This is a genomic window from Pseudomonas izuensis, assembly GCF_009861505.1.
In the GTDB taxonomy this organism is placed as follows: domain Bacteria; phylum Pseudomonadota; class Gammaproteobacteria; order Pseudomonadales; family Pseudomonadaceae; genus Aquipseudomonas; species Aquipseudomonas izuensis.
Map to the genome: position 1 here is coordinate 187,376 of NZ_WTFT01000009.1, position 24,799 is coordinate 212,174.

Annotated in this window: 25 protein-coding genes and 1 pseudogene; 14 read left to right on the plus strand and 12 right to left on the minus strand. The window is 55.0% G+C overall.

Annotated features, from left to right (window positions below; translation table 11 throughout):
* Positions 1–16: 16 nt before the first annotated feature.
* The 6 genes from flgJ to GPL81_RS09640 form a co-directional block, all read right to left on the minus strand.
* Positions 17–1,309, minus strand: a complete 1,293-nt coding sequence (gene flgJ / locus GPL81_RS09615; protein ID WP_160106542.1) for a flagellar assembly peptidoglycan hydrolase FlgJ — start codon at positions 1,307–1,309, stop codon at positions 17–19.
* A gap of 11 nt (positions 1,310–1,320) precedes the next feature.
* Positions 1,321–2,394 carry a flagellar basal body P-ring protein FlgI gene (locus GPL81_RS09620; protein ID WP_172901659.1) on the minus strand — a complete coding sequence of 358 codons (1,074 nt, stop codon included), beginning with the start codon at positions 2,392–2,394 and terminating at the stop codon, positions 1,321–1,323.
* A 42-nt stretch (positions 2,395–2,436) separates the two neighbouring features.
* Positions 2,437–3,132, minus strand: coding sequence for a flagellar basal body L-ring protein FlgH (flgH, locus tag GPL81_RS09625; RefSeq protein ID WP_096509532.1), 696 nt, complete (start codon positions 3,130–3,132; stop codon positions 2,437–2,439).
* Positions 3,133–3,184: 52 nt separating this feature from the next.
* Positions 3,185–3,970: a flagellar basal-body rod protein FlgG gene (gene flgG, locus GPL81_RS09630; protein ID WP_096509531.1), complete on the minus strand. Its 786-nt coding sequence runs from the start codon at positions 3,968–3,970 to the stop codon at positions 3,185–3,187.
* A 45-nt stretch (positions 3,971–4,015) separates the two neighbouring features.
* On the minus strand, positions 4,016–4,756 hold the full coding sequence (locus tag GPL81_RS09635) for a flagellar basal body rod protein FlgF (RefSeq protein WP_096509530.1): 741 nt from the start codon (positions 4,754–4,756) through the stop codon (positions 4,016–4,018).
* 311 nt (positions 4,757–5,067) lie between these two features.
* On the minus strand, positions 5,068–6,627 hold the full coding sequence (locus GPL81_RS09640; protein WP_096509529.1) for a sigma-54-dependent transcriptional regulator: 1,560 nt from the start codon (positions 6,625–6,627) through the stop codon (positions 5,068–5,070).
* A gap of 372 nt (positions 6,628–6,999) precedes the next feature.
* Here GPL81_RS09640 and phhA point away from each other — a divergent pair, with 372 nt between their 5' ends.
* The 6 genes from phhA to GPL81_RS09665 all read left to right on the plus strand — a co-directional run bounded on the left by phhA (position 7,000) and on the right by GPL81_RS09665 (position 11,382).
* Positions 7,000–7,791 carry a phenylalanine 4-monooxygenase gene (gene phhA, locus GPL81_RS09645; protein ID WP_046816881.1) on the plus strand — a complete coding sequence of 264 codons (792 nt, stop codon included), beginning with the start codon at positions 7,000–7,002 and terminating at the stop codon, positions 7,789–7,791.
* Positions 7,792–7,895: 104 nt separating this feature from the next.
* Positions 7,896–8,252, plus strand: a complete 357-nt coding sequence (locus GPL81_RS09650; protein ID WP_003222798.1) for a 4a-hydroxytetrahydrobiopterin dehydratase — start codon at positions 7,896–7,898, stop codon at positions 8,250–8,252.
* Positions 8,252–9,445, plus strand: coding sequence for an amino acid aminotransferase (locus GPL81_RS09655; protein ID WP_160106543.1), 1,194 nt, complete (start codon positions 8,252–8,254; stop codon positions 9,443–9,445). The genes GPL81_RS09650 and GPL81_RS09655 overlap by 1 nt, the downstream gene beginning before the upstream one ends.
* Positions 9,446–9,695: 250 nt before the next feature.
* Positions 9,696–9,827, plus strand: coding sequence for a hypothetical protein (locus tag GPL81_RS31710; RefSeq protein ID WP_256658579.1), 132 nt, complete (start codon positions 9,696–9,698; stop codon positions 9,825–9,827).
* A 76-nt stretch (positions 9,828–9,903) separates the two neighbouring features.
* Complete coding sequence (locus tag GPL81_RS09660; RefSeq protein ID WP_096509527.1) at positions 9,904–10,086, plus strand: hypothetical protein; 183 nt, start codon at positions 9,904–9,906, stop codon at positions 10,084–10,086.
* A gap of 102 nt (positions 10,087–10,188) precedes the next feature.
* Positions 10,189–11,382, plus strand: a complete 1,194-nt coding sequence (locus GPL81_RS09665; RefSeq protein WP_160106544.1) for an MFS transporter — start codon at positions 10,189–10,191, stop codon at positions 11,380–11,382.
* Here GPL81_RS09665 and arfB read toward each other — a convergent pair.
* Entirely contained in the window at positions 11,379–11,792 is a 414-nt protein-coding gene (gene arfB / locus GPL81_RS09670) for an alternative ribosome rescue aminoacyl-tRNA hydrolase ArfB (RefSeq protein ID WP_096509525.1), read from the minus strand. The genes GPL81_RS09665 and arfB overlap by 4 nt on opposite strands.
* An 86-nt stretch (positions 11,793–11,878) precedes the next feature.
* Entirely contained in the window at positions 11,879–13,225 is a 1,347-nt protein-coding gene (locus GPL81_RS09675) for a DEAD/DEAH box helicase (protein WP_096509524.1), read from the minus strand.
* A gap of 191 nt (positions 13,226–13,416) precedes the next feature.
* On the opposite strand from GPL81_RS09675, the pseudogene GPL81_RS09680 reads away from it, so the two are divergent.
* The 6 genes and pseudogenes from GPL81_RS09680 to GPL81_RS09705 form a co-directional block, all read left to right on the plus strand.
* Positions 13,417–14,121 (plus strand): annotated as a pseudogene (locus GPL81_RS09680) (mechanosensitive ion channel domain-containing protein); the annotation flags it as partial.
* 75 nt (positions 14,122–14,196) lie between these two features.
* On the plus strand, positions 14,197–15,636 hold the full coding sequence (locus GPL81_RS09685) for a site-specific integrase (RefSeq protein WP_246218912.1): 1,440 nt from the start codon (positions 14,197–14,199) through the stop codon (positions 15,634–15,636).
* Positions 15,602–17,494 (plus strand): hypothetical protein, encoded by a 1,893-nt coding sequence (locus GPL81_RS09690; protein WP_160106545.1) that lies wholly within the window; start codon positions 15,602–15,604, stop codon positions 17,492–17,494. The genes GPL81_RS09685 and GPL81_RS09690 overlap by 35 nt, the downstream gene beginning before the upstream one ends.
* 2 nt (positions 17,495–17,496) lie before the next feature.
* Positions 17,497–19,461, plus strand: coding sequence for an integrase (locus tag GPL81_RS09695; RefSeq protein ID WP_160106546.1), 1,965 nt, complete (start codon positions 17,497–17,499; stop codon positions 19,459–19,461).
* Between the two features lie 39 nt (positions 19,462–19,500).
* Positions 19,501–19,914, plus strand: a complete 414-nt coding sequence (locus tag GPL81_RS09700; protein ID WP_160106547.1) for a hypothetical protein — start codon at positions 19,501–19,503, stop codon at positions 19,912–19,914.
* A 244-nt stretch (positions 19,915–20,158) separates the two neighbouring features.
* Positions 20,159–20,758, plus strand: a complete 600-nt coding sequence (locus GPL81_RS09705) for a hypothetical protein (RefSeq protein WP_160106548.1) — start codon at positions 20,159–20,161, stop codon at positions 20,756–20,758.
* Positions 20,759–21,184: 426 nt separating this feature from the next.
* On the opposite strand, the gene GPL81_RS09710 is transcribed toward GPL81_RS09705, so the two are convergent.
* The 3 genes from GPL81_RS09710 to GPL81_RS09720 are packed head-to-tail and all read right to left on the minus strand — an operon-like array spanning position 21,185 to position 22,687.
* Entirely contained in the window at positions 21,185–21,688 is a 504-nt protein-coding gene (locus GPL81_RS09710) for a hypothetical protein (protein WP_160106549.1), read from the minus strand.
* Positions 21,685–22,281 (minus strand): MbcA/ParS/Xre antitoxin family protein, encoded by a 597-nt coding sequence (locus tag GPL81_RS09715; RefSeq protein WP_160106550.1) that lies wholly within the window; start codon positions 22,279–22,281, stop codon positions 21,685–21,687. The genes GPL81_RS09710 and GPL81_RS09715 overlap by 4 nt, the downstream gene beginning before the upstream one ends.
* A complete protein-coding gene (locus GPL81_RS09720) occupies positions 22,274–22,687 on the minus strand; it encodes a hypothetical protein (protein ID WP_160106551.1) in 414 nt (137 codons plus the stop codon). Before GPL81_RS09720 ends, GPL81_RS09715 begins: the two co-directional genes overlap by 8 nt.
* A gap of 89 nt (positions 22,688–22,776) precedes the next feature.
* Between GPL81_RS09720 and GPL81_RS09725 the strand changes: the two genes are divergently transcribed.
* On the plus strand, positions 22,777–23,097 hold the full coding sequence (locus tag GPL81_RS09725; RefSeq protein WP_160106552.1) for a helix-turn-helix domain-containing protein: 321 nt from the start codon (positions 22,777–22,779) through the stop codon (positions 23,095–23,097).
* Positions 23,098–23,394: 297 nt separating this feature from the next.
* Here GPL81_RS09725 and GPL81_RS09730 read toward each other — a convergent pair whose 3' ends face one another.
* A complete protein-coding gene (locus GPL81_RS09730) occupies positions 23,395–23,712 on the minus strand; it encodes a hypothetical protein (RefSeq protein ID WP_160106553.1) in 318 nt (105 codons plus the stop codon).
* 229 nt (positions 23,713–23,941) lie between these two features.
* On the opposite strand from GPL81_RS09730, the gene GPL81_RS09735 reads away from it, so the two are divergent.
* Positions 23,942–24,739 (plus strand): TIGR02391 family protein, encoded by a 798-nt coding sequence (locus GPL81_RS09735; protein WP_160106554.1) that lies wholly within the window; start codon positions 23,942–23,944, stop codon positions 24,737–24,739.
* Positions 24,740–24,799 lie beyond the last annotated feature (60 nt).

Below are 24,799 nucleotides of genomic sequence, written 5' to 3' on the forward strand. Positions count from 1 at the left end.
ACCTTATACCTTGTGTCTATAAAGGCGTCGTGGAAGCGCCCGCCGCGGCGTAGTTCTGGTAGCTCGTCATCTGCCGGGCTATCTGCGAAATCTTGCTTGCGTAGTTCGGGTCGGTTGCGTAACCGGCCTTTTGCAACTCGCGTACAAACTGTTCCGGGTTATCGGCCGACTTCACGACATCTTGATAACGATTGTTCGATTGCAGCAACGTCACCAGGTCGTGGAAGCTGTCCTTGTAAGAGGCGTAGGAACGGAACTCGGCCGTCTCCTTGACCATCTCGCCGTTCCTGAATTCGCTGGTGATCGCCCGCGCCGAATCGCCCTGCCAACTGCTGCCGGTCTTGATGCCGAACAGGTTGTGGCTGCTGCTGCCATCCTGGGCGCGCATGACCGATTTGCCCCAACCGGTTTCCAGGGCAGCCTGAGCCACCAGGTAACGCGGATCGACGCCGATGCGGTCGGCGGCTTCCTTGGCCATCGGTAGCATGGTGTTGACGAATTCGTCGGCGGAACTGAAGGCCTTCTTCGCCGGCGCCAGGGGAATCTGGGCGATGGCGCGACCGTGAATCTGCAAGCCACCGCCAACAGCGGACTGGGCATTCGCCAGCCAGTCGCCATTGAACAGAGCGCCCGTGCCGGTCGGCGTGGTGCGTTCCGGCAATGGGGTCTTGTTGACCGCCGCGACCGCCGCCGTGGTGGCCGGCGAGGCGGAAGGCACCAGGCCTGCCAGCAGCCGATCCGCCAGTTTCGGCGGCAATGCCAGGCGACGCTGATTGATCATTGCCATGTCATTGCGGTGCGTACCCTCGCCTGTCGGTGCCTTGACCGAACGCGAAGCCCACAGCGGACGCTCGCCATTGACCCGCGACAGCGGCCCGTTGGTGGCCACCGTACCGGCGGCCACTGGCGTTTGCGCGGCGGCCTTGGCGGCCTCCTGCTTGGCGGCAGACAGGGCGGCCGCTTCACCCGGTGCCAGCGGCTTGCTCTTCGACATCTGCCGCATCAGCACGTCCGCCAGGCCAATACCACCACCCTCGCGGGACATGGAAACGGCCAGTTGCTGGTCGTACATTTCCTGATACTGCTTGGCTTCAGGCGTGTTGAGGGGGTTGTCCTTTCCCAGCGCTTCGGTGGCCGAGCGCATGGACTTGAGCATCTCGCCGAGGAACAGCGATTCGAATTCCTGCGCGACCTTGCGCATGTTCCCGTCACTGTTCTTGTCGCCGACCTTGAGCTGATTCAGCCGGTTCAGGTCGGAAAACGCACCCGAATCGCTGCTGCTGACCCGACCGCTCTTGTACATATCCATGTTCGCCGTCCTCAGATCACAATCAGGTCGGCCTGCAAGGCGCCGGCCTGTTTCAGTGCTTCGAGGATGGCCATCAGGTCGCCCGGTGCTGCGCCGACCTGGTTCACCGCACGCACGATTTCGTCGAGGGTGGTGCCCGGACCGAACTTGAACATCGGCTTGGCTTCCTGCTGGGCGTTTACCCGCGAGCGCGGCACGACCGCCGTCTGGCCATTGGACAGAGGGCCGGGCTGGCTGACGATCGGGTCTTCGGTGATGGTCACGGTCAGGCTGCCGTGGGTGACGGCGGCCGGGGACACCTTGACGTTCTGCCCGATCACGATGGTGCCGGTGCGGGAGTTGATGATGACTTTCGCCACCGCCTGGCCCGGATCGATTTCAAGGTTCTCGAGGATCGACAGGTAGTCGACACGCTGGCTCGGGTCCAGTGGCGCGGTGACACGAACCGAACCGCCATCGATGGCCTGGGCCACGCCCGGGCCGAGCATGTCATTGATCTTGTCGACGATGCGCTTGGCCGTCGTGAAGTCGGAACGGTTGAGGTTCAGGGTCAGGCTGTTGCCCTGGTTGAAACCGCTCGGCACCGCTCGCTCGACCGAAGCACCACCGGGGATGCGACCGGCCGACGGAACGTTGACCGTAATCTTCGAACCGTCACGACCTTCGGCATCGAAACCGCCGACCACCAGGTTGCCCTGGGCCACCGCGTAGACGTTGCCGTCGATACCCTTGAGCGGCGTCAGCAACAACGTACCGCCGCGCAGGCTCTTGGAGTTACCGATGGACGAGACCGTGATATCGACCTGCTGACCCGGCTTGGCAAACGCCGGCAGATCGGCACTGATCGACACCGCCGCGACGTTCTTCAACTGCACGTTGCCCGAACCCGGCGGCACCTTGATGCCGAACTGCGAGAGCATGTTGTTGAACGTCTGCAGGGTGAATGGCGTCTGGGTCGTCTGGTCGCCGGTACCGTTAAGCCCGACCACCAGGCCGTAACCGATCAACTGGTTGGAGCGCACGCCGGAAATGCTGGCGATATCCTTCAGGCGCTCGGCTTGAGCGTTGAAAGCCGCGGACAGCATCAAAGCGGCAACGATGAGACTTCTGAAATTCAACGTAGCCACCTAGAAAGGGAACAGCGGGCTGAGGAAGAAACGGTCGAACCAGCCTGGCTGACTCGCATCGGCAAACGAACCGGTGCCCGAGTAGGTGATGCGCGCATCGGCGACACGGGTCGACGACACGGTGTTGTCGGTAGAGATGTCATCGGCGCGAACCAGGCCGGCAATCCGCACCAGCTCATCGCCGGTGTTAAGGGTCATCCACTTCTCGCCGCGCACCGCGATGATGCCGTTGGGCAATACATCGGCAACGGTCACGGTGATCGAGCCGGTCAGGGTATTGCCCTGCGCCGCCTTGCTGTCGCCCTTGGTCGCGCGGTCGCCTTCATACGCGGCGTTCAGGCTCAGGTCGCCATCCCCGAACGGGTTGTTGGTGTTGGGCGTGGAGCCGAACAGCGAGGTCAGGCCGATGCTGGTCTTGCTGTTCTTGCCAATTTGCGAGTTGGCGTTTTTGCTGGCCTGGGTCTTCTCGTTCAGGGTGATGGTGATGATGTCACCGACCCGGAACGCCTTGCGGTCGCTGTACAGGTTCTGTTCGAAACCGGCCTGATAGATCGAGCCGTTGTTCGCCGCCGCCGGCAACGGCGTGCGTGGCAACACCGGGGCGTAGTAAGGGTCATTGGGCTTGGGTGTCGCAGGCACGCAACCTGCGAGCGCAGCTATCCCACTCAGTGCCAGAACAGATACATAGCGTTTCATGACCCTACCTCACGGTGTTGCAGGCGGCCTCATGGCCGCCTCATAGACTTGATTACAGATTCTGCGTTACGAACGAGAGCATCTGGTCGGCGGTGGAGATCACCTTGGAGTTCATCTCGTAGGCTCGCTGAGTGGTGATCATGTTGACCATCTCCTCAACGGTGCTGACGTTGGAGGTTTCCAGGGTGTTCTGCAGCGTGGTACCGAAACCGGCCAGGCCCGGGGTGCCGACTTGCGGTGCACCGCTGGCGGCGGTTTCCAGGAACAGGTTGTTACCCACCGCCTGCAGGCCGGCCGGGTTGATGAAGTCGGCGGTTTGCAGGTTGCCGATCACCTGGGCAGCGGGGTTGCCGGCCACGGTGATGGACACGGTGCCGTCGCGGCCGACGGTGAAGGTCTGGGCGTCGTTCGGAATGACGATGGCCGGCTCCAGGGCGAAGCCGCTGGCGTTGACGATCTGGCCATTGGAGTCCAGGTGGAACGTACCGTCACGGGTGTAGGCCGTGGTGCCGTCCGGTTGCAGGATCTGGAAGAAACCACGACCGTCGACGGCCATGTCCAGTGGCTGATCGGTGGTTTGCAGGCTGCCGGCGGTGAAGTTTTTCTGGGTGCCGACGATGCGCACACCGGTACCCAGTTGCAGACCCGACGGCAGTTCGCTGTCCTGGGTCGACTGGGCGCCAGGCTGACGCTTGATCTGGTAGAGCAGGTCCTGGAACTCGGCGCGGTCACGTTTGAAACCCGTGGTCGACACGTTGGCCAGGTTGTTGGAAATGGTGGTCAGGTTGGTGTCCTGGGCGGACAGACCGGTTTTGGCAACCCATAGAGCCGGAAGCATTCGATTCTCCTCGTGCGCCTGTTTTACGGCGCGACGTTCTGGTAATTAGCTGATCTGCAAGACCCGAGCCATGGCCTGGTCGTCTTCTTTGGCGGTGTTCATCATCTTGATGTGCAGCTCGAACTGCTTGGACAAGGCCAGTACCGAGGTCATTTCGTCCACGGCATTGACGTTGCTCGACTCAAGGAAACCGGACACCAGCTTGACGTTGGCATCGGCTTGCGCCGGCTTGCCGTCCTTGGTGTGGATCGATCCGTCCAGGCCCTTGGTCATGTTCTTGATGTCCGGGTTGACCAGTTTGATGCGGTCGACTTCCGCCATGACGCGGGGACCTTCGCCCATCGCCCGGATGCTGATGGTGCCGTCCTCGCCCACTTCGATCTGCTGCTCGGGCGGTACGGCGATCGGGCCGCCATTGCCGATCACCGGCATGCCGTTGCCGGCGCGCAGCACACCCAGGGCGTCAACCACCAGGCTGCCGGTGCGCACGTAGCTTTCACCGCCATCAGGGTTCTGCACGGCCAGCCAGCCGTTTCCTTGCACGGCGACATCGAGGTCGCGGCCGGTTTCCACCAGGGCGCCCGGGGAGAAGTCGGTGGCCGGACGTTCGGACATGGCAAACGCACGCGCCGGAAAGCTGTCACCGAACACCGGCATCGAACGCGCCTGCTCCAGATCTTTCTGGAAACCATTGGTGGAGATGTTCGCGAGGTTGTTGGCATGAGCCTTTTGCGCCAGTGCATTCTGGCTGGCGCCGGTCATTGCCACGTAAAGGTACTTGTCCACACTCTTTCCTCTGCCTGCCGGACGTTTGCCGCCCACTGCTGTACTGATCAGCCACAAGCAATTTGCAGACCAATTTGATTTCGGCGATGCGAGACCCCGTAAACAAAGGACTTGAGGGGTTCTGAGGGGATCAGGGGGATTGTGTCGGAGACGAAAAACCGGCGGTGTCATGCCGGTGGGTGGCAAGGCTTGACCTGGGTGATGACCACTACCGCTATCGCGAGCAGGCTCACTCCTACAGTTGATCGCGTATTCCCTGTAGGAGCGAGCCTGCTCGCGATGAGGCCGGTATTAACAAAGTAAGCCCTCGGCTATGACTCGCTCTTGCCAACCTCATACTCGCGCAACTTGTTGGCAATGGTGGTATGGGATACCCCCAACCGCTTGCCCAACTGCCGGCTGCTTGGATGCTCGGAATACAACCGCTCCAGCACCGCTTTCTCGAAGCGCCCGACAATCTCGTCCAGCCCGCCTTCCAGGGAAAAATCGCCAAGCGGCTGGCGCACGCCATAGTCCGGCAGACGAATATGCTCGGCCTTGACCGTCCCGCCGTCGCACAGGGAAACCGCCTGGAACAACACGTTCTCCAGTTGCCGCACGTTGCCCGGCCAATGGTAATGACTGAGCCGGTCCATGGCCGCCGGGGCCAGTTTGGGCAGCGGACAACCAATCTGTCGGCTGGCCTGATCGAGGAAGTGTTCCACCAGCGGCGGCAAACCGTCGAGGCACTCGCGCAGCGGCGGGATGTGCAGCGACAGTACATTCAAGCGGTGATACAGGTCCTGGCGGAACTCGCCGCGAGCACACAATTCGGACAGGTCGACCTGGGTCGCACAGATCACCCGCACATCGAGGTAGACCTCTTCATCGCTGCCCACACGACGGAAGCAACCGTCCTGCAAAAAGCGCAGTAATTTCACCTGCAAGCGCGGGCTCATTTCGCCAACACCGTCGAGAAACAGCGTACCGCCCGCCGTCAGCTCCAGCAGCCCGAGCTTGCCTTCGGCCCGCGCCCCTTCGAAGGCACCGGGACCGTAGCCGAACAGCTCGGTCTCGGCCATCGACTCCGGCAGACCCGCGCAGTTGAGCGCCATCAACGGCGATTGCCCGCGGGGGCTGGCCAGATGGCAAGCCCGCGCCAGCAACTCTTTGCCGGTGCCGGTTTCACCTTCTATTAATAGCGGCGCGTCGAGCGGAGCCATACGCCGGGCCTCACGGACCACGGCCGCCATCACTTTCGAGCTCTGGAAGATGCTGTCGAAGCCACGCAGCTCCTGTTTGCGCACGTTGTAGATGCGCTCGCCTACCCGATCCGCGCGATGCAGCGTCAGCACCGCACCGGCCATGGCCTCGCTGTCGTCGTGCTCCGATTGCAATGGCGCGATGTCGGCCAGAAACACATCACCCTTGACCTTGACCCGCAGCCCGTTGATCCGCGACTTGTTGGCACGCACCAGTTCCGGCAAATCGAAATCTTCGGCATAGCGCGACAACGGAATCCCTGGCACTTCATCGACACGTACGCCGAGCAACTGCGCCGCTGCACGGTTGGCCGCGACGATGGAGCCGCCCATATCAATCGACAGCACCGGGAACTCCAGGGCGCCGAGCAAGGCGTTGAGTTCCATGTGCCGACGCTCGCTGGGCATCAACCCTACGCGCTTGACACCGAAGACCCCGGCAATCGCCTCGAATTTCGGACGCAACGCCTGGAACTGGATGTTGATCAGGTTGGGACAATGCAGGTAGATCGCATTGCCGTGCTCGCCCCCCACCTCCCCGCGGGCGACGTTGATGCCGTACTCCACCAACAGATTGAGAATGTCGCGCAGGATGCCGATGCGGTTCTGGCAGTGGACTTTGATACGCATATAAAGGCCCGAAAAAACGGTGAATGAGGTGCGCAACCTTGTAGGAGCGAGCCTGCTCGCGATAGCGGTTCGTCTGATACATCAATGTTGGATGCGACGACGCTTTCGCGAGCAGGCTCGCTCCTACAGGGATTATTTTCTGCTGAGGCGCTCAGATAGTCGTCAAGATTATGTGACAGATGAACGGCTTTTCCCACCTGCCAATCTCAACATCTACGCGACAACCGGCAATACGTAACGAAAACTTTACGATTAATCAGGCGTTTTCCTGCGCAAGAGGCGGAACAGCGGCTGCAAAGCGGCGAACAATGGATTATTCCTAGGTCCATAGCAGTACATAACAAGAACGAATCCCCCTAGCAGGAGAGCAGCATGAAGCAGACGCAATACGTGGCTCGCGAGCCCGATGCGCATGGTTTTATCGACTACACCGCTGAAGAACACGCGGTGTGGAACACGCTGATCACCCGCCAACTGAAGGTGATCGAAGGGCGTGCGTGCCAGGAATACCTGGACGGTATCGAAAAACTCGGTCTGCCCCACGACCGCATTCCGCAACTGGGCGAGATCAACAAGGTCCTCGGTGAGACCACCGGCTGGCAGGTTGCGCGCGTTCCCGCGCTGATCCCTTTCCAGACCTTTTTTGAATTGCTCGCCAGCAAGCAGTTTCCAGTGGCGACCTTTATTCGTACCCGCGAAGAGCTGGACTACTTGCAGGAGCCGGACATTTTCCATGAGATCTTCGGCCACTGCCCGCTGCTGACCAATCCCTGGTTCGCTGAATTCACCCACACCTACGGCAAACTTGGCCTGCAGGCTTCCAAGGAAGAACGCGTGTACCTGGCGCGCCTGTACTGGATGACCATCGAATTCGGCCTGCTCGATACCCCGCAAGGCCAGCGCATCTACGGTGGCGGCATCCTGTCTTCGCCGAAAGAAACCGTGTACTGCCTGTCGGACGAACCTGAGCATCAGGCGTTCGATCCACTGGAATGCATGCGCACGCCGTACCGCATCGACATCCTGCAGCCCCTGTACTTTGTCTTGCCGAATCTCAAGCGCCTGTTCGACCTGGCCCACGAAGACATCATGGGCATGGTCAAGCAAGCCATGCAGATGGGTTTGCACGCACCGAAGTTTCCGCCAAAACCAAAAGCCGCCTGAACCGCTGCTTTTACGATCAAGTGAGTCTGTCAGTAATTTGCGCTTTGCTTTAGCGTGAGCACACTGGCGACCGATTTCCATTTTTTCGATTTCAGGAATTCATCATGTCCACATTGAACCAAGCCCACTGCGAAGCCTGCCGCGCCGATGCCCCACAAGTCAGCGACGAAGAACTGCCGATCCTGATCAAGCAGATCCCGGACTGGAACATCGAAGTACGCGACAGCATCATGCAGCTGGAAAAAGTCTTCCTGTTCAAAAACTTCAAGCACGCACTGGCGTTCACCAACGCTGTCGGCGAAATTTCCGAGGCTGAAGGTCATCACCCTGGCCTGCTGACCGAGTGGGGCAAAGTCACCGTGACCTGGTGGAGCCACTCGATCAAGGGCCTGCACCGCAACGACTTCATCATGGCTGCACGCACTGACGAAGTGGCCAAGACTGCAGAAGGACGCAAGTAATGCACTTCGACGCCATCGGCCGGGTGCCCGGCGATCCGATCCTCGGTCTGATGGAGGCCTATGCGCAGGATCCGAATCCGCGCAAGTTCGACCTTGGCGTCGGTGTCTACAAGGATGCCCAGGGCCTGACGCCGATTCTTGAGTCGGTGAAACTGGCCGAGGCGCGGCTGGTGGATGGCCAAAGCACCAAGACCTATATTGGCGGCCATGGCGAACCGGCGTTCGGCAAGGTCATCAATGAGTTGGTGCTCGGCGCTGATTCGACGCTGATCCGCGACAAACGTGCCGGCGCCACCCAGACCCCGGGCGGCACCGGTGCGTTGCGCTTGAGCGCGGACTTCATCGCCCAGTGCCTGCCGGGCCGCGGCGTGTGGTTGAGCAATCCGACCTGGCCGATCCACGAAACCATTTTCGCCACGGCCGGGGTGAAGGTCAGTCACTACCCGTACGTCGGCAGCGACAACCGTCTCGACGTCGAGGCGATGCTGGCAGTGCTCGACCAGGCGCCCAAGGGCGATGTGGTGCTGCTGCACGCGTGCTGCCATAACCCGACGGGGTTCGATCTGTCCCATGACGATTGGCGCCGGGTGCTGGACGTCGTGCGTCGCCGCGAACTGTTGCCACTGATCGACTTCGCCTACCAGGGCTTTGGCGATGGCCTGGAACAGGACGCATGGTCGACCCGGCTGTTTGCCGCCGAGTTGCCGGAAGTGTTGATCACCAGTTCCTGCTCGAAGAACTTCGGCCTGTACCGCGACCGCACCGGTGCGTTGATTGTCTGTGCGAAAACCGCGGACAAACTGGTGGATATTCGCAGCCAACTGGCCAACATCGCCCGCAACCTGTGGTCGACGCCGCCGGACCATGGTGCCGCCGTGGTGGCGACCATTCTTGGCGATCCGCAGCTGAAACAGCTGTGGACCGACGAAGTGGAAAACATGCGCTTGCGCATTGCCCAGCTACGCAGCGGTCTGCTGGAAGCGCTTGAACCCCATGGATTGCGCGAGCGCTTTGCACACATCGGCGTGCAGCGCGGAATGTTTTCCTACACCGGCTTGACGCCGGATCAGGTCAAGCAACTGCGAGATCACCACAGTGTGTACATGGTCGGCACAGGCCGGGCGAACGTGGCCGGGATTGATGCCACGCGTCTGGATTTGCTGGCTGAGGCGATCGCCAAGGTCTGCATATAACCCTGTAGGAGCGAGCCTGCTCGCGATGGACGCCAGAACACCGCGGGGTGTCAAACACCCTGCGTTATCGTTGACGTTTTTCGCGAGCAAGCTCACTCCTACAGTTATTTCGACCTGTCTATACAAGCCCATCCGTCGAAACAAATGGATATAAAAGTCTGTTTGTCATTTCCCGTGCTGTATCCTTAGCAAGCTTTCTAAAAGCGCGGATCTACCAGATCTGTCAACAGACTTAGCGAGGAGCGCGACTATGCACGAGATTCCTAATCTCCCCTTCCCAAGCCTGCACGTACCTGAGCAGACAACCACGCAACAAGCCGGTGCCCAAAAGCCCCAGCCGAAAGAAGCCACTGACAGCCGCCAGGCTGACAGCGAAGACTGAAACACCCGCCGTACAGACCGTGTGGAAAGCGCTAACATGCGCTTTCCACACTGCCTGAACCGTGAGCCCTCCCCCCATGACCGATGAATTCAGCGAAGAGCAAGCCAGCGTTCTGATCGGCACCGCCGAGAAAATGATCGAGATCTGGAACCGCCTCTCTCCCGAAAAACAAGCTGCATTACTCGCCCGCTTCGGCAGCGAAGAAAATGCGCTCGCCGCCCTGGTCACCACGCAACTGGTAGCGCCCGCCAAGCCCTGACGGATCCGTCAGGCAAATAGTTTTACTTTTTACCCTCCACGAACGCTTGCACCGTTATCATAAGCAGCCTATCTAATCCTGCTTTCCCGTGGACCTCTCCCCATGTCAGAAAACCAGCGCCCCCTGGCGGTCACGCTGCAAGTTGTCTCCATCGTCCTGTTCACCTTCATCGGCTACCTCAATATCGGCATTCCCTTGGCGGTATTGCCCGGCTACGTCCACAGCGACCTGGGCTTCGGCGCGGTGATTGCGGGTCTGGTGATCAGCGTGCAATACCTCGCCACCCTGCTCAGCCGTCCCTACGCCGGGAAGATCATCGATAACAAGGGCAGCAAACTGGCAGTGATGTATGGCTTGGCCGGTTGCGGCTTGAGCGGCGTGTTCATGCTCATTTCAGCCTGGACCCAAAGCCTGCCGATGTTGAGCCTGATCAGCCTGCTGATTGGCCGCCTGGTGCTCGGCAGCGCGGAAAGCCTGGTGGGTTCCGGCTCCATTGGCTGGGGCATCGGCCGGGTCGGTGCGGCGAACACCGCCAAGGTCATCTCCTGGAATGGCATCGCCAGTTACGGCGCATTGGCGGTCGGCGCTCCGCTGGGCGTATGGCTGGTCGGTCAACTGGGCTTGTGGAGCATGGGCGTGAGCATTGTGCTGCTGGCCATGCTCGGGCTGCTGCTGGCCTGGCCAAAAACCGCCGCGCCCATCGTGGTCGGTGAGCGCTTGCCTTTCATGCATGTGCTCGGGCGGGTGCTGCCCCACGGTTGCGGCCTGGCGTTGGGCTCCATCGGTTTCGGCACCATCGCCACGTTCATCACCCTGTATTACGCCACCCAGCATTGGGATAACGCAGTGTTGTGCCTGAGCCTGTTCGGCGCCAGTTTCATCGGCGCTCGGCTGTTGTTCGGCAATCTGATCAACCGTTTGGGCGGTTTTCGCGTGGCGATTGCCTGCCTGTCGGTGGAAACCCTGGGCCTGTTGCTACTGTGGCTGGCACCCGATGCCCACTGGGCACTGGCGGGCGCGGCGTTGAGCGGCTTTGGCTTCTCCCTGGTGTTTCCGGCGTTGGGTGTTGAAGCGGTGAATCTGGTGCCTGCGTCCAGTCGCGGCGCGGCCGTCGGGGCCTATTCGCTGTTCATCGATTTGTCACTGGGGATCACCGGGCCATTGGCCGGTGCGGTCGCAGCGGGGTTCGGTTTTGCGTCAATCTTCCTGTTCGCCGCGCTGGCCGCGATCAGCAGCCTGATGCTCTGCATTTACCTGTACCGGCAGGCGCCGAAGCACCGCGAAGCCCGCGGCTAGAAATCCACCTTGCCGCGCCCGGCCTTGATGTTGCCGCGCTTGCTCTTGGATTCGAGTCGACGGGTCTTCGAACCGAGGGTCGGCTTGGTCGGGCGGCGCTTCTTTTCGACCTTGGTGGCACTGAGTATCAACTCGACCAAACGCTCCAGCGCATCGGCGCGGTTCTGCTCCTGGGTCCGATATTGCTGGGCCTTGATGATCAACACGCCTTCGCTGGTGATGCGACTGTCACGCAGCGCCAGCAGCCGCTCCTTGTAGAACTCGGGCAAGGACGAGGCCGGAATGTCGAAGCGCAGGTGCACGGCGCTGGAGACCTTATTGACGTTCTGCCCTCCGGCGCCCTGGGCGCGGATGGCCGTCAACTCGATCTCGGCATCCGGCAGCTGCACGTTGTTGGAAATCACCAGCATGGCAAATCACTACCTCAGGTCTATGCGTCATCTAAACAAAAATGCCCGTATCTGGCGATACGGGCATTTTTGTTTAGCCAGGGTGCTTATTCAGCAGCCGGCTCTTGCGGCTTGCGGCGCTTGAGCGGGGCCATGCCGTCCTTGCTGACCAGCGACGGCGCTTCGGCCTTCGGACGGTTGGCGCTCTTGCGCTTGGTCGGGGTCTTGGCGGCGACTTTTTTCTTGTCGCCCTTGGCGTCGGTCTTTTTCTTCTTCACACCGACAGCCTTGCCCGAGGCCTTGACCTTTTTCGGTCCGCCGTAGGTGCCTTTGACTTCCTTGATGGTGCGGCGCTCAAAGCTTTGCTTGAGGTAGCGCTCGATGCTCGACATCAGGTTCCAGTCGCCGTGGCAGATCAGCGAGATGGCCAGGCCATCGTTGCCGGCGCGGCCGGTACGACCGATACGGTGCACGTATTCGTCACCGCTGCGTGGCATGTCGAAGTTGATCACCAGATCCAGGCCATCGACGTCCAGGCCGCGTGCAGCAACGTCGGTCGCCACGAGGATCTTCACCCCGCCCTGCTTCAGACGGTCGATCGCCAGCTTGCGATCCTTCTGGTCCTTGTCGCCGTGCAGCACGAATGCCTTGTATTCCTGTGCCACCAGGCGCCCGTAGATACGGTCAGCCATGGCCCGGGTGTTGGTGAAAACGATGGCCTTCTGATAGGTCTCGTTGGCCAGCAACCAGTTGACGATCTGTTCTTTGTGCTGGTTGTGGTCGGCGGTGATGATCTGCTGACGGGTGGTTTCGTTCAGCTGGCTGACCGCGTTGAGCTGCAGGTGCTCAGGGTTGTTCAGCACCTTGGCGACCATCTCGCGCAGGCCCGAACCACCGGTGGTGGCGGAAAACAGCATGGTCTGCTGACGGTTGGTGCATTCGTCCACCAGACGCTGCACGTCTTCGGCGAAACCCATGTCGAGCATGCGGTCGGCTTCGTCGAGCACCAGCACTTCGACTTCCTTGAGGTCAAGGTTGCCGGCATTCAGTTGCTCGATCATCCGGCCCGGCGTACCGATCAGGATGTCCGGCACCTTGCGCAGCATGGCGGCCTGGACCTTGAAGTCTTCACCGCCGGTGATCAGGCCGGACTTGATGAAGGTGAACTGCGAGAAGCGTTCAACTTCTTTCAGGGTCTGCTGGGCCAGTTCGCGGGTCGGCAGCAGGATCAGGGTCTTGATGCTGACGCGGATTTTGGCCGGGCCGATCAGGCGGTTGAGGATCGGCAAAACGAAGGCGGCGGTTTTGCCGCTGCCGGTTTGCGCTGTCACCCGCAGGTCACGTCCCTGGAGCGCCAGCGGAATAGCCGCTGCTTGCACAGGCGTTGGCTCGACAAATTTCAGTTCGGCCACGGCTTTGAGCAGGCGTTCGTGCAGGGCGAATTCGGAAAACACGGGTGCTACCTCGAAGAAATACAAAAAATCAGCTGCATAGGGTAACGGTTTCGAGCGCGTAGGCCGAGTTTCTTTATGCAATCGACAGCAAACAGTGGCTTTTTTGTTGCCTGATTTGTCCCGGAACGTAATACAAAGCGTCTTAAATGCTCTAATCGCCCGTCGCGCCTTACAGAAGAATCGTTTCTCCCATGGATATCAAACAGCTCTGGCTCAACGCCCAAGACCTTTGGGGTGCCCTCGATCAGCACCCGCTCCTGCATGCCAGCCTGGCATTGGTCGTGCTCTTGGTGATCGCCCTGGTGCTCGGACGAGTGGCACGCTACCTGATCCTGCATGCCAGCCGAATGCTCGGTCGTCAGCCTGCCTTGCACTGGATCAACGACTTTCGCCACAACAAGGTGTTCCAGCGCCTGGCGCAGATGACGCCGTCGCTGGTGATCCAGTTCGGCCTGCACCTGGTGCCGGAGCTGAGCAAAACCGCGATGATCTTCCTCGGCAACGTGGCGCTGGCGTTCACCATCCTGTTCCTGATGCTGGCGGTGAGCGCGCTGCTCAGTGCCTTGCTCGACATCTACGCCCGCACTGAGCACGCGCGCACCCGCTCGATCAAAGGCTACGTGCAACTGACCAAGATGGTCTTGTACGTGTTCGGGGCAATCATCATCGTCGCCACCCTGATCGACCGCTCGCCGTTGCTGCTGCTATCGGGTCTGGGTGCCATGTCGGCAGTGATTCTATTGGTCTACAAGGACACCCTGCTGTCCTTCGTTGCCAGCGTGCAATTGACCAGCAACGACATGCTGCGGGTCGGCGACTGGATCGAAATGCCACAGGTCGGCGCCGATGGCGATGTGGTGGACATCACCCTGCACACGGTGAAGGTGCAGAACTACGTGTGAGCTTAGACGTACTGGACAGATATCGTGAGCTGGACTTAACTGGACAGACACCTTGATGAGTGTCCTTCCATGTCGCAATCAGGCAGATATCAAAAGGTAGTTCTCACCAACCTGACCATTTGGGAACGCTGCTCAGAAGGTGGCCGAGATGTTTCTGTCAAAAACACGAGCGATAGTCCCGAGCCTCCTGATTACCAAGTTCAGCCGCTCCCTCACTGCCCGCAATCCCTCACTCGTCATTTCGTGATTCTTCAACCGGACGGCAGCATCTGGCGGGATGGGTCTTTGTATCTCTTCGAAAAAGCTCTTCGGGGCGCCAAAGACACAACTCTTGCCAATATTGGTGGGGATCTAACTCATTTCGCCAATGAAATGAGCCGAGCAAATAAAGACTATCTAGATTTTGCCGGCCCGTCATTTAACAGGCCTACGTATTACTATAGACAGCAGCTAAAAAAATTAATATCGAAGGGCGCTTCAAGAAAAACGCAAAATAGAAAAATTTCCACCATGGTTGGCTTCTATCGTTTCAAGACGAGCAAAGGTTTTAAGCCCTCCCAAGATATGTGGCAATCTACGACTAAAATCATCTCTCGGCCGGATCGTCATGGTTTCCAGCATGCGTTTGAGGTGATATGCACAGACCTGACCTTCCCCATAAATTCAAACAACAATTTCGACTGCATACAAGATGGCGGCAACTTATATCCGATCGCCCGCGATGATCAAAAAAACTTACTGATCGCACTGAGACAATTAGCAAACCCAGAAATGTTGTTCATCCATATCATCGCGATGACAACGGGAATGCGGATTCAAACAATTCTTACCCTTCGCATAAAATCAATAAAGCAAGACATCAAAATAAACGAAGAGGATATTCTTTTTCCAGTCCCGACTGGACCGGACACTGGAGTAGACACCAAGCGGGACAAATCGGGAATGGTCCTTATGCCTGGATGGGTACACCAATTACTGACAACGTATCTGGACTCAGAACGAGCTGCTCATAGAAGAAAACAATCCGAACTGGAGGACAATGGACATCAATATCTTTTTTTAACACGAACAGGAAATCCCTACTACATTGCTGAGGAAGATAAACATATCTACGTCTCATCTGAAGCAGGCTCAGCGGTTAGACAGTTTCAAACGCGTATCAACGGAAAACTAAAACAGATAGGACAACACTTCAAATATAGATTCCACGACCTACGGGCGACATTTGGAATGAATCTACTTGAAGACCACATTGCTAAAAATCAAAAAATAGTAGAGAAAATCGGTATTACATCTTACCTACAACTACACGAAATGGAAATTATAGACATGATCAAATCAAGAATGAATCATAGCAGCATTGAAGTTACCCAAGGATATCTTCGTTACAAACAAAATCACGATCTTGTAGGTCGGGCTCAAACAGAGTTCGAATCACACTTGCGAGATCTCGCTACGGAGCATTGGAATAAGCATGAAACCAATTTCCCGGAACGTGATGATTATTGATCCAAAAATTTTAGAGGCTGATCAAGCTCACCAGCTTATTTCTGAGTCGTCAATAGAGCTTGTCGCTCTTTCATTCCAATCCGACTTGATAATCGACATTGGCGCAATGTGCTACGCAGGAAATCTCAACACTAAGCGTTCTAGCATCCGACTGGTCTCTAGCGAGGATTTTAGACCTGAGCGCAAAACACCACTGAAACAATGGCTGATCGCTAAAACGATCAAATTTTATCATGGGCAACGAATTGCTACTTTTTATGGTGAAGTGACGATAATGCGCCATTTCATCTCTTGGTCGGATGCAAATGGATATCACAATGTTCTGGCAACAGCCGAAGCATATAAATCTGCGTTGCAGAACTACTGCCTGAGCATGCAACCCGAAGTCAACAATGGCAAATTGGATAGAAAAACTGGCAGGTTAAAGCAGCGAGAAATACAAAAGTCGGGACGCCAACTTTTCCCCAACACGTCGATTAACTTTGAAACCGACATACCCGCTGTGTGGTCTGAATCGTCCAATGCAAATCCAACGCCGACTCCAAGCGAAGCGGACTTCGGCGAAACCATAGTCATGTGCATGGCGATATTCGATCAATTCACTCACTTCTTAGTCAACGGCTTGAAATTCCCATTTGCAGTGACATTCCCCAATACTAGCGGAGTATTGACAGCGTCGGAATACATTCTAATAACACCTACGGTCGCAAATTCTAGGAAAGCTCGTTCATCGGTTACGTGGGATTACAGTGTCCCTCGTATTCGAAGTTACGGTGAAATTGTAGCATTGAGTAAAGGCGGGACTAAAAGTGTCGCTGGTATGCTGACCAAAGCACATGAACTTCAAGCTAATGCAAATGATGACTTGTTTCACACCACTCGTAGGTGGATCTTGCAGCAGGCACATGACGCTTTTCTTACGCTTTTTGTTGCTAACACTGGTATTAATGAATCCCCAGCTAAAGAATTACCGTGGAGCGACGACTATACTATTGAGGACGATGAACAGGTTGGGTTCGCGGCTATCAAATATCGGGCCAATGGAAAATCGATCACGCTCTCGATTAAGAAAAGTTTCATTCCCTTATTCAGAAAGTATCTTATCCTTCGAAAGTTTGTGAGTAAGCACTTTAATGGCCCTAACCTTTTTTTTCACGTGGATGGAAACAACGGAAAAGTGCATAGCGTACTAAGGAATTCTTCGCTGATTAGATTTGGCTATACAGTTAGAACCTTCATCGACCCAAATTACCCGATGCTAAACTACCGAGAACTTAGGAAATATAAGACCGTATACTTGCTGATGAAGGGTTATTCCGTACCCGTCGTCGCATCAGTAATGCAGAATTCGCCACAAACTGTGGCGAAAAGTTATTCAGATATACACGAGCGCTCGGGCATTGATGAAATTTACTCGATGCTAACTATGCTTCTTGAGGCCCTTGAGAACTATGAACATAAGGAGACACCAGCGGGTGCGTGTAGGTCGATAGACGATCCGTTAGCCCTCAGGCTGATTCCTGTTGGATACGAGCCAAATTGCAAGGACTTCTCTAGCTGCATTTTCTGCCATCACTTTGGTACGCATGTAAATGAAGATGGCATCAGAAAAATACTCAGCATGCGCTACGTTATACAAGAGCGCCTAACATTATGCACTGACGTTGAACACTTCGTGCAAGTGCATGGGGATGCCATCAACCGCATAGACCTGATAATGGCTAGCTTATTGGATGCTCGTCCGGGGATAAAGGCATTGGTTGACAAAGTCTCATCCGAAATCGAAAACGAGTACAAGCTTACTGGCTACTGGAATCGCCAGCTTTATCGCATTCAAAAATTGAGAGGGGCAGAGTGATCATGCCGCAAAAAAAACCCATAATCGCAGCTAAAGATTTCGTCACTCTCATCAACGATGCATACTTGGGCATGTCTTTCTCTCGCATAAACTCAAATATGATTGTTTCGCGAGACGGTTCTGGAAATATCCTTTCGTTATTCATACACGACACATGGCTATTTCCGCTTCTCGCGTTTATGGCAAGAGATAACTATGTATTTTCATTCGATGCTTGGCGTAACAATGCGAAATTTAACAATGAAAATATAGACCTCTGCAAGAAAATCTTTATCATGCTTCTTTATTTCCCTAAGAGCAAAAGCAAAAAACCTGCGCGTCTAAGTACCATGCGGCCGTATATGCATCTTTTACGTATGATTTGCTCATTCGCCGACCGTCTCCAGATTGGGATACTAGACCTAGTTGAAGATGATAATCTTCTCTCGAACTTGCTGGATACATGCCCGAGCACGGCTTTGGTCCAATTGCGCACTATGATGACCAACCTTAACAAAATTGACCTATCGGAAAAAGGGTTTACTTTTAGCGGTCACGCAGTGGCCACAGTCAAGGCAAAAGCTAAAACGTTCAACAGAGAGTCATCCCAACACCCTGTCATTCCAAGCAGGATACTTTGGTTAAAATATTGCCACCAGAAAGAAGTTCTCACAGAGTTTCGCTCACACCAACAACAGCTAATTGAATTAATAAACAAAGCATGTGCCAATCCCTACTATGGTCGTGACTACGCGTACCACAAAGAGTACAAAAAAAAGCGCAGTGACATCCATCCGGAAATCCAGGAGAAGTTAAAAAAAGAAGGCCGATCATTCAAAGTCGCTGTTGCAGAGCACGGCCTTGAAGGTCTTGCGGAAAAGTACAAGTGGGAAAAGATCTCTAGCGTCAGCCACTACTTGTCTCTTGTACAGTTTTGCGCCCGGTGCCACATTCACTTGTTCACACTGATGCGTGAAAGTGAGGCCATAGGGCTGCAACGAGACTGTTTACTTCCAGCCAAAGGGTGGAACAATGAGGCAGTATATCTCGTCGGCGAAAGCACCAAACTTCACAGCCAACCTTTCAAATACAAATGGATAACAATTCCAAAAATCGAAGAGCCAATTGAAATTCTGCATACAATTAATGCACTCATCGCGCCTTATGTTCATTCTGACATGTTAAAGAAAAGTCTTTTTGTGAGCCCTGCGCGTTTACCCATTGCCAATAGCTGCTCCAATTCACAAGAAAACATCCCACGTGTGTGGCTAGACGATGAAATGCCGGATGTTTTGATAACCGAAGAGGATCTTGAGGAACTCGAATTGATCGAACCATGGAGGAATTGGAGGACGGATCCAAAATTCCGTATCGGAACTCCTTGGCGGCTTACATCGCACCAGTACCGCCGATCGATTGCAGTTTTTGCGGGTCAATCTGGGCTTATGTCTTTGCCCGCATTGAAAAGATTGCTTCAGCACCTCACAAAGTTGATGAGCACCTACTATGCACGCGGTTGTTCAATAAACAATTACATGATGAATTTGCTAAACCCTGAGTTAGCGGATGAAATCAAAGCGGCAAAGAGGCATGCCGATGCCGCATTGTATATTCGAGATGTCGTGCATTCCGCAGAATCTCTTCTGGGGGCTCAAGGCTCGCGCCTTATGGATTCGAAGATTAATGTGTGGATCCATCAGCCCCCCGAAGAAACCGCCCGAGAAATTCTGAAGGGTGTGCGATCCTGGTCACCCTCCCCTGTGGGAGGCTGCACATTCAACGGCCCCTGTGATCGAAGAGCACATGGGAATTTTTTATGGTGTCCCTATTGCTCTAATTGTGTTGGTAAACTTTCGGTAATTGATGAAACCATTGAAGAAATCAAATGGGAAATCTCAGAACTTGAGCCTGGCACATTAGAACACAATGCTGAACTTATGAACCTCCAGGACTGGCTGAGCATGCGCGCCATTATACACAAGGCGTAGTTCGTTCCTAGTGCACATTGATAAACGAAGGATATAAATATGCTTACAGATTATGAGGATTCACAGACACTAAAACCCTATTACGAAGCGTTGTTGCGACTCGTATTAGGCATCCCCCAACGGGTCCCTGTTGGCACCAAGATATCACTCAAATCTGTAGCTTTGGAAGCAGGTAAAACTGAAGGAAGCATCAAGAAATCTCGCGCTGTTTTCTCTAACTTAATAACCGAAATCAAATCTCAAGCAAAGAAGCAAATGGAAAGCTTAAAGCCAGGTTCATTAGAAGTACGCTCAGCAAAATTAAAGACAGGCAAAGCAAAAAGCGAAGCTGCTGAATATGAGGAAAAATACAAAGCTGCACTTGGCCGTGAATTAATGCTTTTAGTACAATTAGAAAAACTGGAACAGCAAATAAGCAAAATTCAGAACGTCACTCCGATTAAAAAACGCTGAGATCGAGTCAACTGAAGGACACAGATCACGACTCTTTCGCGCATTATGCAGCCAGGTTTCATCTATTAGATGCGCATATCATAGGGCTTCGCTTGTATTTCATACATTGCCTAAGTTGCGTTGCCGTTCCAGCCCATGGTCGGCTGCTTGCGCCTCAAAAAATAATGCGCTGCCGTTCTTCAGTATAGAGGCCCTTGGCCGACTTAGTCCCTACAGCCATCAACGCTCTTGGGATCTACGTATCATGGATAAACGCGCGCCCTCGGATGTTTTGCTTTCAAGTACGGTCACCGTAGCCGACTACCGTGCTTTCAAACGAGCAAAGGACAAGGTAAGAATCGCTGATTTCGTGTACCAACGATTTCAGGAGCGCTATCTCAAACCCTTCGAGTCTAAGGAGCATAAGCACGGTTTTGCGATGATGGCATGTGCGTGCCTGATGATCGAAATGCTAGAGGCTTTCTGGACTGGCTCCGCAAAGTCGGGTCTCAGCGGAGTTGCTTTCAGCCACTTCTTCGACCGTGTTGATCATTTTTCATCCCTGCGAGAGCACGGCAGACTCTTCTACAAGCACGTCCGTTGCGGAGTCATGCACCAAGGCGAAACAACCGGAGGGTGGCGAATTCGAAGGGATACGTCTCAACTGTTTGACGCGGAAAACTTGGTGATCGATGCCACACGATTTCTATCTGCGCTCGAAGAATCGCTTCGCGAGTATTGTGATTTGCTCAAGGCGTCGCCTTGGGAAAGCGAGGTTTGGAGCCGTCTCCAGATGAAAATGAGGTTTATCTGCGCGGGCGCATTGGTACCGCCTGAGTATCTGGATGTGCCAGTAGCGCCCTAATGCGTTTGCACCACTGGCCGATGGCTCGTCGAAGGGAAAGAGGCCGAGCGGCTCATCCATTCATCCCCTTGAGCCTTGCTCCCCCGGCGGGACACTAAACTCGTATGAGCAAGGGGGAGGAAGCCCATGACCCGAAAAAAATCACAGATACGACCTAAAGACCCAAGGGTTAAGCCGCACACGTGCTCATCGAGCCAGGTCCATTCTGTAGCGCCATTGAAGCCTACGAAGCTTTCCCTGGAGAGCCTGCTAGCAGAAACTCCCGAGAACAATCGAGACGAAGCCTGGGAAAAAATGGCACCGGAGGGAAAGGAATTTTAGCTCGGTAGGATGACAGCCCTGTGGAGCCTTCGGCATCCAATTCGCCAGATCCGTCCGATGCGCGAGCGACCCTGTAGGCAGACGAAATCTGTTCAAGAGATCGGCTCAGAACCCATCTGTAAAGAAACCCCATTTACCGACCAATTCATTTATTGCGAGCGAAATCCTCGACTCAGCCATCAGCTCCGCAGGCGTATAACTCAACGCCACCGCAACCGCCATAGCAAACTCATTCAGCTCTCCTGGTTCGAATGGCCAGACTTGAAGTTTCACCAGCGTCGAGTCGTTGTGACCGTATTCTTCAACAACCTCTATCGTGCCCTCCAAAAGTCGATAATTCGTGAGCGATATGGCCATGGTTTTTTGAGGGTAATCCGCCAACCGCGTGCGCGAATCCAAAAACGTGTCCCCAGCTTCGGCTAGCGCGGGATGGCTGAAAGCACGGACGATCAACGACTTCAACCTCGGCGACGACACAAGACTTCGCACATACCTCAAATCCACAGGACCTTGGCTAAATTCCCATTCCAGTTCGCGGCGCAAATGATCCTGTAGGTTTGGTTGGGCAGCCATCACCACGCACGTCGCGCGGACTAGCTGCGAAGTCATACCCCAACCCCATGCTCAAGCCGTTTGAGCATTAGATAAATCGCTTGGCACCCCTCCTCCGTCGCCAGCATTTCGCTGGGTCGCCGACCTGCAAAGGCAGTGCGTTCTTCCTGCACCCAAAGCACCGCGCGAGTACCAAAAAAAGCCAAAATTGAATCCACGGCTCGCATGTAGCTAGCGATGTAGTTTTCATCCGCCAGATGGGGGGCAATCTGATGTTGATGCCCCGGCTCGGAATGTTTGCCACACCGAGCGACGAGCCAACCTTCAAGACTTGCCACTTTGCCAGGCTCGCCGCAAAGCTCACAGATGTAGCCTGACGCGAGCTGCGCAATTTCGAAAACTGAACCAATACCTTCATCGGCTCCGCTGTGGTAGATCCGCAATTGACCAAACTTCTCTTTCGCCTGCGTGACCAAAACGTCGAGCGCGTGCAACTCAGCACGCCGTTGGACCAACCGCAAACTCGCTTCAATGAGATCCGCCCACCCGTCATTGCATTCAAAACCAAACGTTGCTTGACCTGAAAACTCATGAGGAAAAAGAAGTGCACGATACTCAGCGGCAAGGTGCCTTTCGATGAAATTATTCATCTGTCCTCGACTCCTTGGACCACAAAAGCTCTCGGGGTTGTCCGCGCAGCTCTGATGGATAAATCTGCCCATCCATCACTTCGTATAAGAGCCGCTCATCGACTGTATAAATCGCAGAAAGCTGCTCCATCAACCAGCAACCCCTCTTGTTCAACCAAGGCGGTGATACCAGCTGTACCTGGTGGATAAATTGCTCGGGGCTGTCTTTGGAAGACAGGTCCAGTAGGAAACGTACGGTCGAAACCATGAACTGTTGATGCGAGGAAATTTGTTGGTCAACGGTTTCGTACGTAACGAAAAACCACTCATCGTTCGCCGTTTGTGAAATGTAAGCCCACCGTTGCGCCCCTTCCTCCAACACGAAAAACGGATTCTGCAATCGGGCTTGCGCGTGGGTTTCGAACATATTATGTCTCCAGAACATTGCAATGCGTACTATAGTACGCTGCTAACATTTTCTCAATGTGGCCATATACTCCTTTTTCGGAGTGCCGCATGCGGGAGCTGAATGAAGCGTTTGGACAGGCCTTAAGGGATTTGCGACTCAAGGCCAATCTCGCGCAGGTTGATTTTCCACCGAAAGTCAGCAGGGAGCACGTCAGTCTCCTTGAGCGCGGGCTGCGTTCGCCCAGCCTGGAAACAATCGACAATCTGGCCGAGGTTATGGGCATCTCGCCCTTGGCGCTTGTGCTCCAGTGCTATCTCTACCGCGATCAATCCCAAAGCATCGAGACCCTGATAGGGAAAGCATTGAGCGAGGTCAGAATGGAAATGATTGCTGTCGCGCCCCAAAAAAAGGACGGTGACTCGTCATAAGCTACTCGCCGATTGCGTGGACTCTCCCGTACCAGCCCCCAGCCTTCTTAGTACGAATCTACACGCCCCCCAAGCAAGCACTTCTACACACAGGTAGTGAGGTGAGTGCGATTTGCTCGCTCTCTTGCTTATTGGCCCTTAATTTCCTGAGACCTCATACACGCTGCGCCTGAACCGTTTGAGATGCGAGGATGTCGCGGGAAGCGTACTTATTGTCCAATGAGGCCAGACATGTCGATGTCTGCATTCACGGCTGTGGGTTCGAGAGTTAAAGACATAGAAGGCAATCGAAAACTGTCAGACAGATTCAATCGAGACCAACTCGAAGTACTTAAACTTGCGTTTTTTCGCCTCTGCCTTCGCTTCCTGCTCAGCAATGAGGCTACTCAGAGTGCTCGCCTCGTAAACAAGCACCTCGGCCTTGCCCTCAAATTCCGACATTACACGGAGCGTCACCCTTAATTTCGGCGAGCGAGAAGTCGTAGCCCGTCGGGCTTTCGATACATGTTGTTGATCTGAAGTAACCCGCAGATCCTCAGCCACGGAGGTAACCTCACTGATCGTGGTGCCGAAAAGCGCACGGCGCATCTCTTCTTCGCTCAGGTTCTCTTTCATGCAGATGTCTCGTGTGCTTTGCAGATTGACGAATAGGAAATGGTGAAAAAAAGAACATACCGTTGTGCTTCAAGAGTGGCAGCCCAATCGATCAGGTCCATTCGACGCATTCTAACTGAACCAATGAGGTGACTTCACCGAGGGTAGAAGATCTTCTCTTTTGGTAGGCTTTGTTTTACCGGCACTGTCCAAGCGTGGACTGCTCACATCTCAGCATCACGGATGAATAATGGCCTTATTTTCTCAAGATCAACTCGAAGCGATCGCAAATGCCTTAGGCGACACAGAAACGGGCCTCACTGGTGCTGAAATAGAGCTTTTCTTTGCTTCCGCCAAAATGAATGACCCTGGAAAAATCACAAAACGCATCAGGATTTATAACGCGTTTGTCGAGAGCCAAAATGCCAAGCGTAACCGCACTCATGTGTTGGAATTTATACGCCTTGCCATGAAACCAGCCCGATATAGTCGATCTCCAGAACGCTTCGAGCCGATGCGAGCACTCGTCAACCAAGCTCTCGCATTCGCCTCGCTCATGGTGGACGAAGCAGGAACACTTGTATCAGCGGAGGCGGTGCAAACCCTACCTGAGGCCCAGCGCAGAGCACGCGATCTGCGTGCCGACCTTGAGGGCCGAGGAGTTCATCCCGACGTTCTCAGGTTTTGTCGCTCAGAACTGTTAGCAGATAACTATTTCCACGCAGTTCAGGAAGCAGTGAAAAGCGTTGCAGCAAAGATGAGAGAACGTACAGGTCTGACCGATGACGGTGCGCCGCTGGTAGATCGAGTGCTAGCTGGGGATCCACCTCTTCTCGCCATCAATCCACGCTCAACTGTAAGTGAAAGAAGCGAGCAGAGTGGATTTGCAAATTTGGTTCGAGGCACATTTGGGATGTTCCGCAACCCCGTTGTTCATGAAGCTCGAATACATTGGGATATGACGAAAGAGGACGCGGAAGATTTGCTTACAATCGTTTCGCTTATCCATCGGCGCCTGGACAAAGCCTATATGCCGCCGAGGCTCTGAAAGAACCATGCACACGGAGTTCCAAATTAGCGCACCAGTGAAGACGATTTCTCTATGACT

Excerpts from the sequence above, each read along its gene's own strand:
- GPL81_RS09655 (WP_160106543.1), top strand. The coding sequence starts at position 8,252 with ATGCACTTCGACGCCATCGGCCGGGTGCCCGGCGATCCGATCCTCGGT.
- GPL81_RS09685 (WP_246218912.1), top strand. The coding sequence starts at position 14,197 with ATGTCGCAATCAGGCAGATATCAAAAGGTAGTTCTCACCAACCTGACC.
- flgG (WP_096509531.1), bottom strand. The coding sequence starts at position 3,970 with ATGCTTCCGGCTCTATGGGTTGCCAAAACCGGTCTGTCCGCCCAGGAC.
- GPL81_RS09730 (WP_160106553.1), bottom strand. The coding sequence starts at position 23,712 with ATGAAAGAGAACCTGAGCGAAGAAGAGATGCGCCGTGCGCTTTTCGGC.
- GPL81_RS09725 (WP_160106552.1), top strand. The coding sequence starts at position 22,777 with ATGCGGGAGCTGAATGAAGCGTTTGGACAGGCCTTAAGGGATTTGCGA.
- GPL81_RS09710 (WP_160106549.1), bottom strand. The coding sequence starts at position 21,688 with ATGACTTCGCAGCTAGTCCGCGCGACGTGCGTGGTGATGGCTGCCCAA.
- GPL81_RS09640 (WP_096509529.1), bottom strand. The coding sequence starts at position 6,627 with ATGCGTATCAAAGTCCACTGCCAGAACCGCATCGGCATCCTGCGCGAC.
- GPL81_RS31710 (WP_256658579.1), top strand. The coding sequence starts at position 9,696 with ATGCACGAGATTCCTAATCTCCCCTTCCCAAGCCTGCACGTACCTGAG.
- flgJ (WP_160106542.1), bottom strand. The coding sequence starts at position 1,309 with ATGGATATGTACAAGAGCGGTCGGGTCAGCAGCAGCGATTCGGGTGCG.
- GPL81_RS09695 (WP_160106546.1), top strand. The coding sequence starts at position 17,497 with ATGCCGCAAAAAAAACCCATAATCGCAGCTAAAGATTTCGTCACTCTC.
- flgH (WP_096509532.1), bottom strand. The coding sequence starts at position 3,132 with ATGAAACGCTATGTATCTGTTCTGGCACTGAGTGGGATAGCTGCGCTC.
- phhA (WP_046816881.1), top strand. The coding sequence starts at position 7,000 with ATGAAGCAGACGCAATACGTGGCTCGCGAGCCCGATGCGCATGGTTTT.
- GPL81_RS09620 (WP_172901659.1), bottom strand. The coding sequence starts at position 2,394 with ATGCTGTCCGCGGCTTTCAACGCTCAAGCCGAGCGCCTGAAGGATATC.
- GPL81_RS09665 (WP_160106544.1), top strand. The coding sequence starts at position 10,189 with ATGTCAGAAAACCAGCGCCCCCTGGCGGTCACGCTGCAAGTTGTCTCC.
- GPL81_RS09735 (WP_160106554.1), top strand. The coding sequence starts at position 23,942 with ATGGCCTTATTTTCTCAAGATCAACTCGAAGCGATCGCAAATGCCTTA.
- GPL81_RS09720 (WP_160106551.1), bottom strand. The coding sequence starts at position 22,687 with ATGTTCGAAACCCACGCGCAAGCCCGATTGCAGAATCCGTTTTTCGTG.
- GPL81_RS09660 (WP_096509527.1), top strand. The coding sequence starts at position 9,904 with ATGACCGATGAATTCAGCGAAGAGCAAGCCAGCGTTCTGATCGGCACC.
- GPL81_RS09690 (WP_160106545.1), top strand. The coding sequence starts at position 15,602 with ATGAAACCAATTTCCCGGAACGTGATGATTATTGATCCAAAAATTTTA.
- arfB (WP_096509525.1), bottom strand. The coding sequence starts at position 11,792 with ATGCTGGTGATTTCCAACAACGTGCAGCTGCCGGATGCCGAGATCGAG.
- GPL81_RS09715 (WP_160106550.1), bottom strand. The coding sequence starts at position 22,281 with ATGAATAATTTCATCGAAAGGCACCTTGCCGCTGAGTATCGTGCACTT.
- GPL81_RS09705 (WP_160106548.1), top strand. The coding sequence starts at position 20,159 with ATGGATAAACGCGCGCCCTCGGATGTTTTGCTTTCAAGTACGGTCACC.
- GPL81_RS09700 (WP_160106547.1), top strand. The coding sequence starts at position 19,501 with ATGCTTACAGATTATGAGGATTCACAGACACTAAAACCCTATTACGAA.
- GPL81_RS09650 (WP_003222798.1), top strand. The coding sequence starts at position 7,896 with ATGTCCACATTGAACCAAGCCCACTGCGAAGCCTGCCGCGCCGATGCC.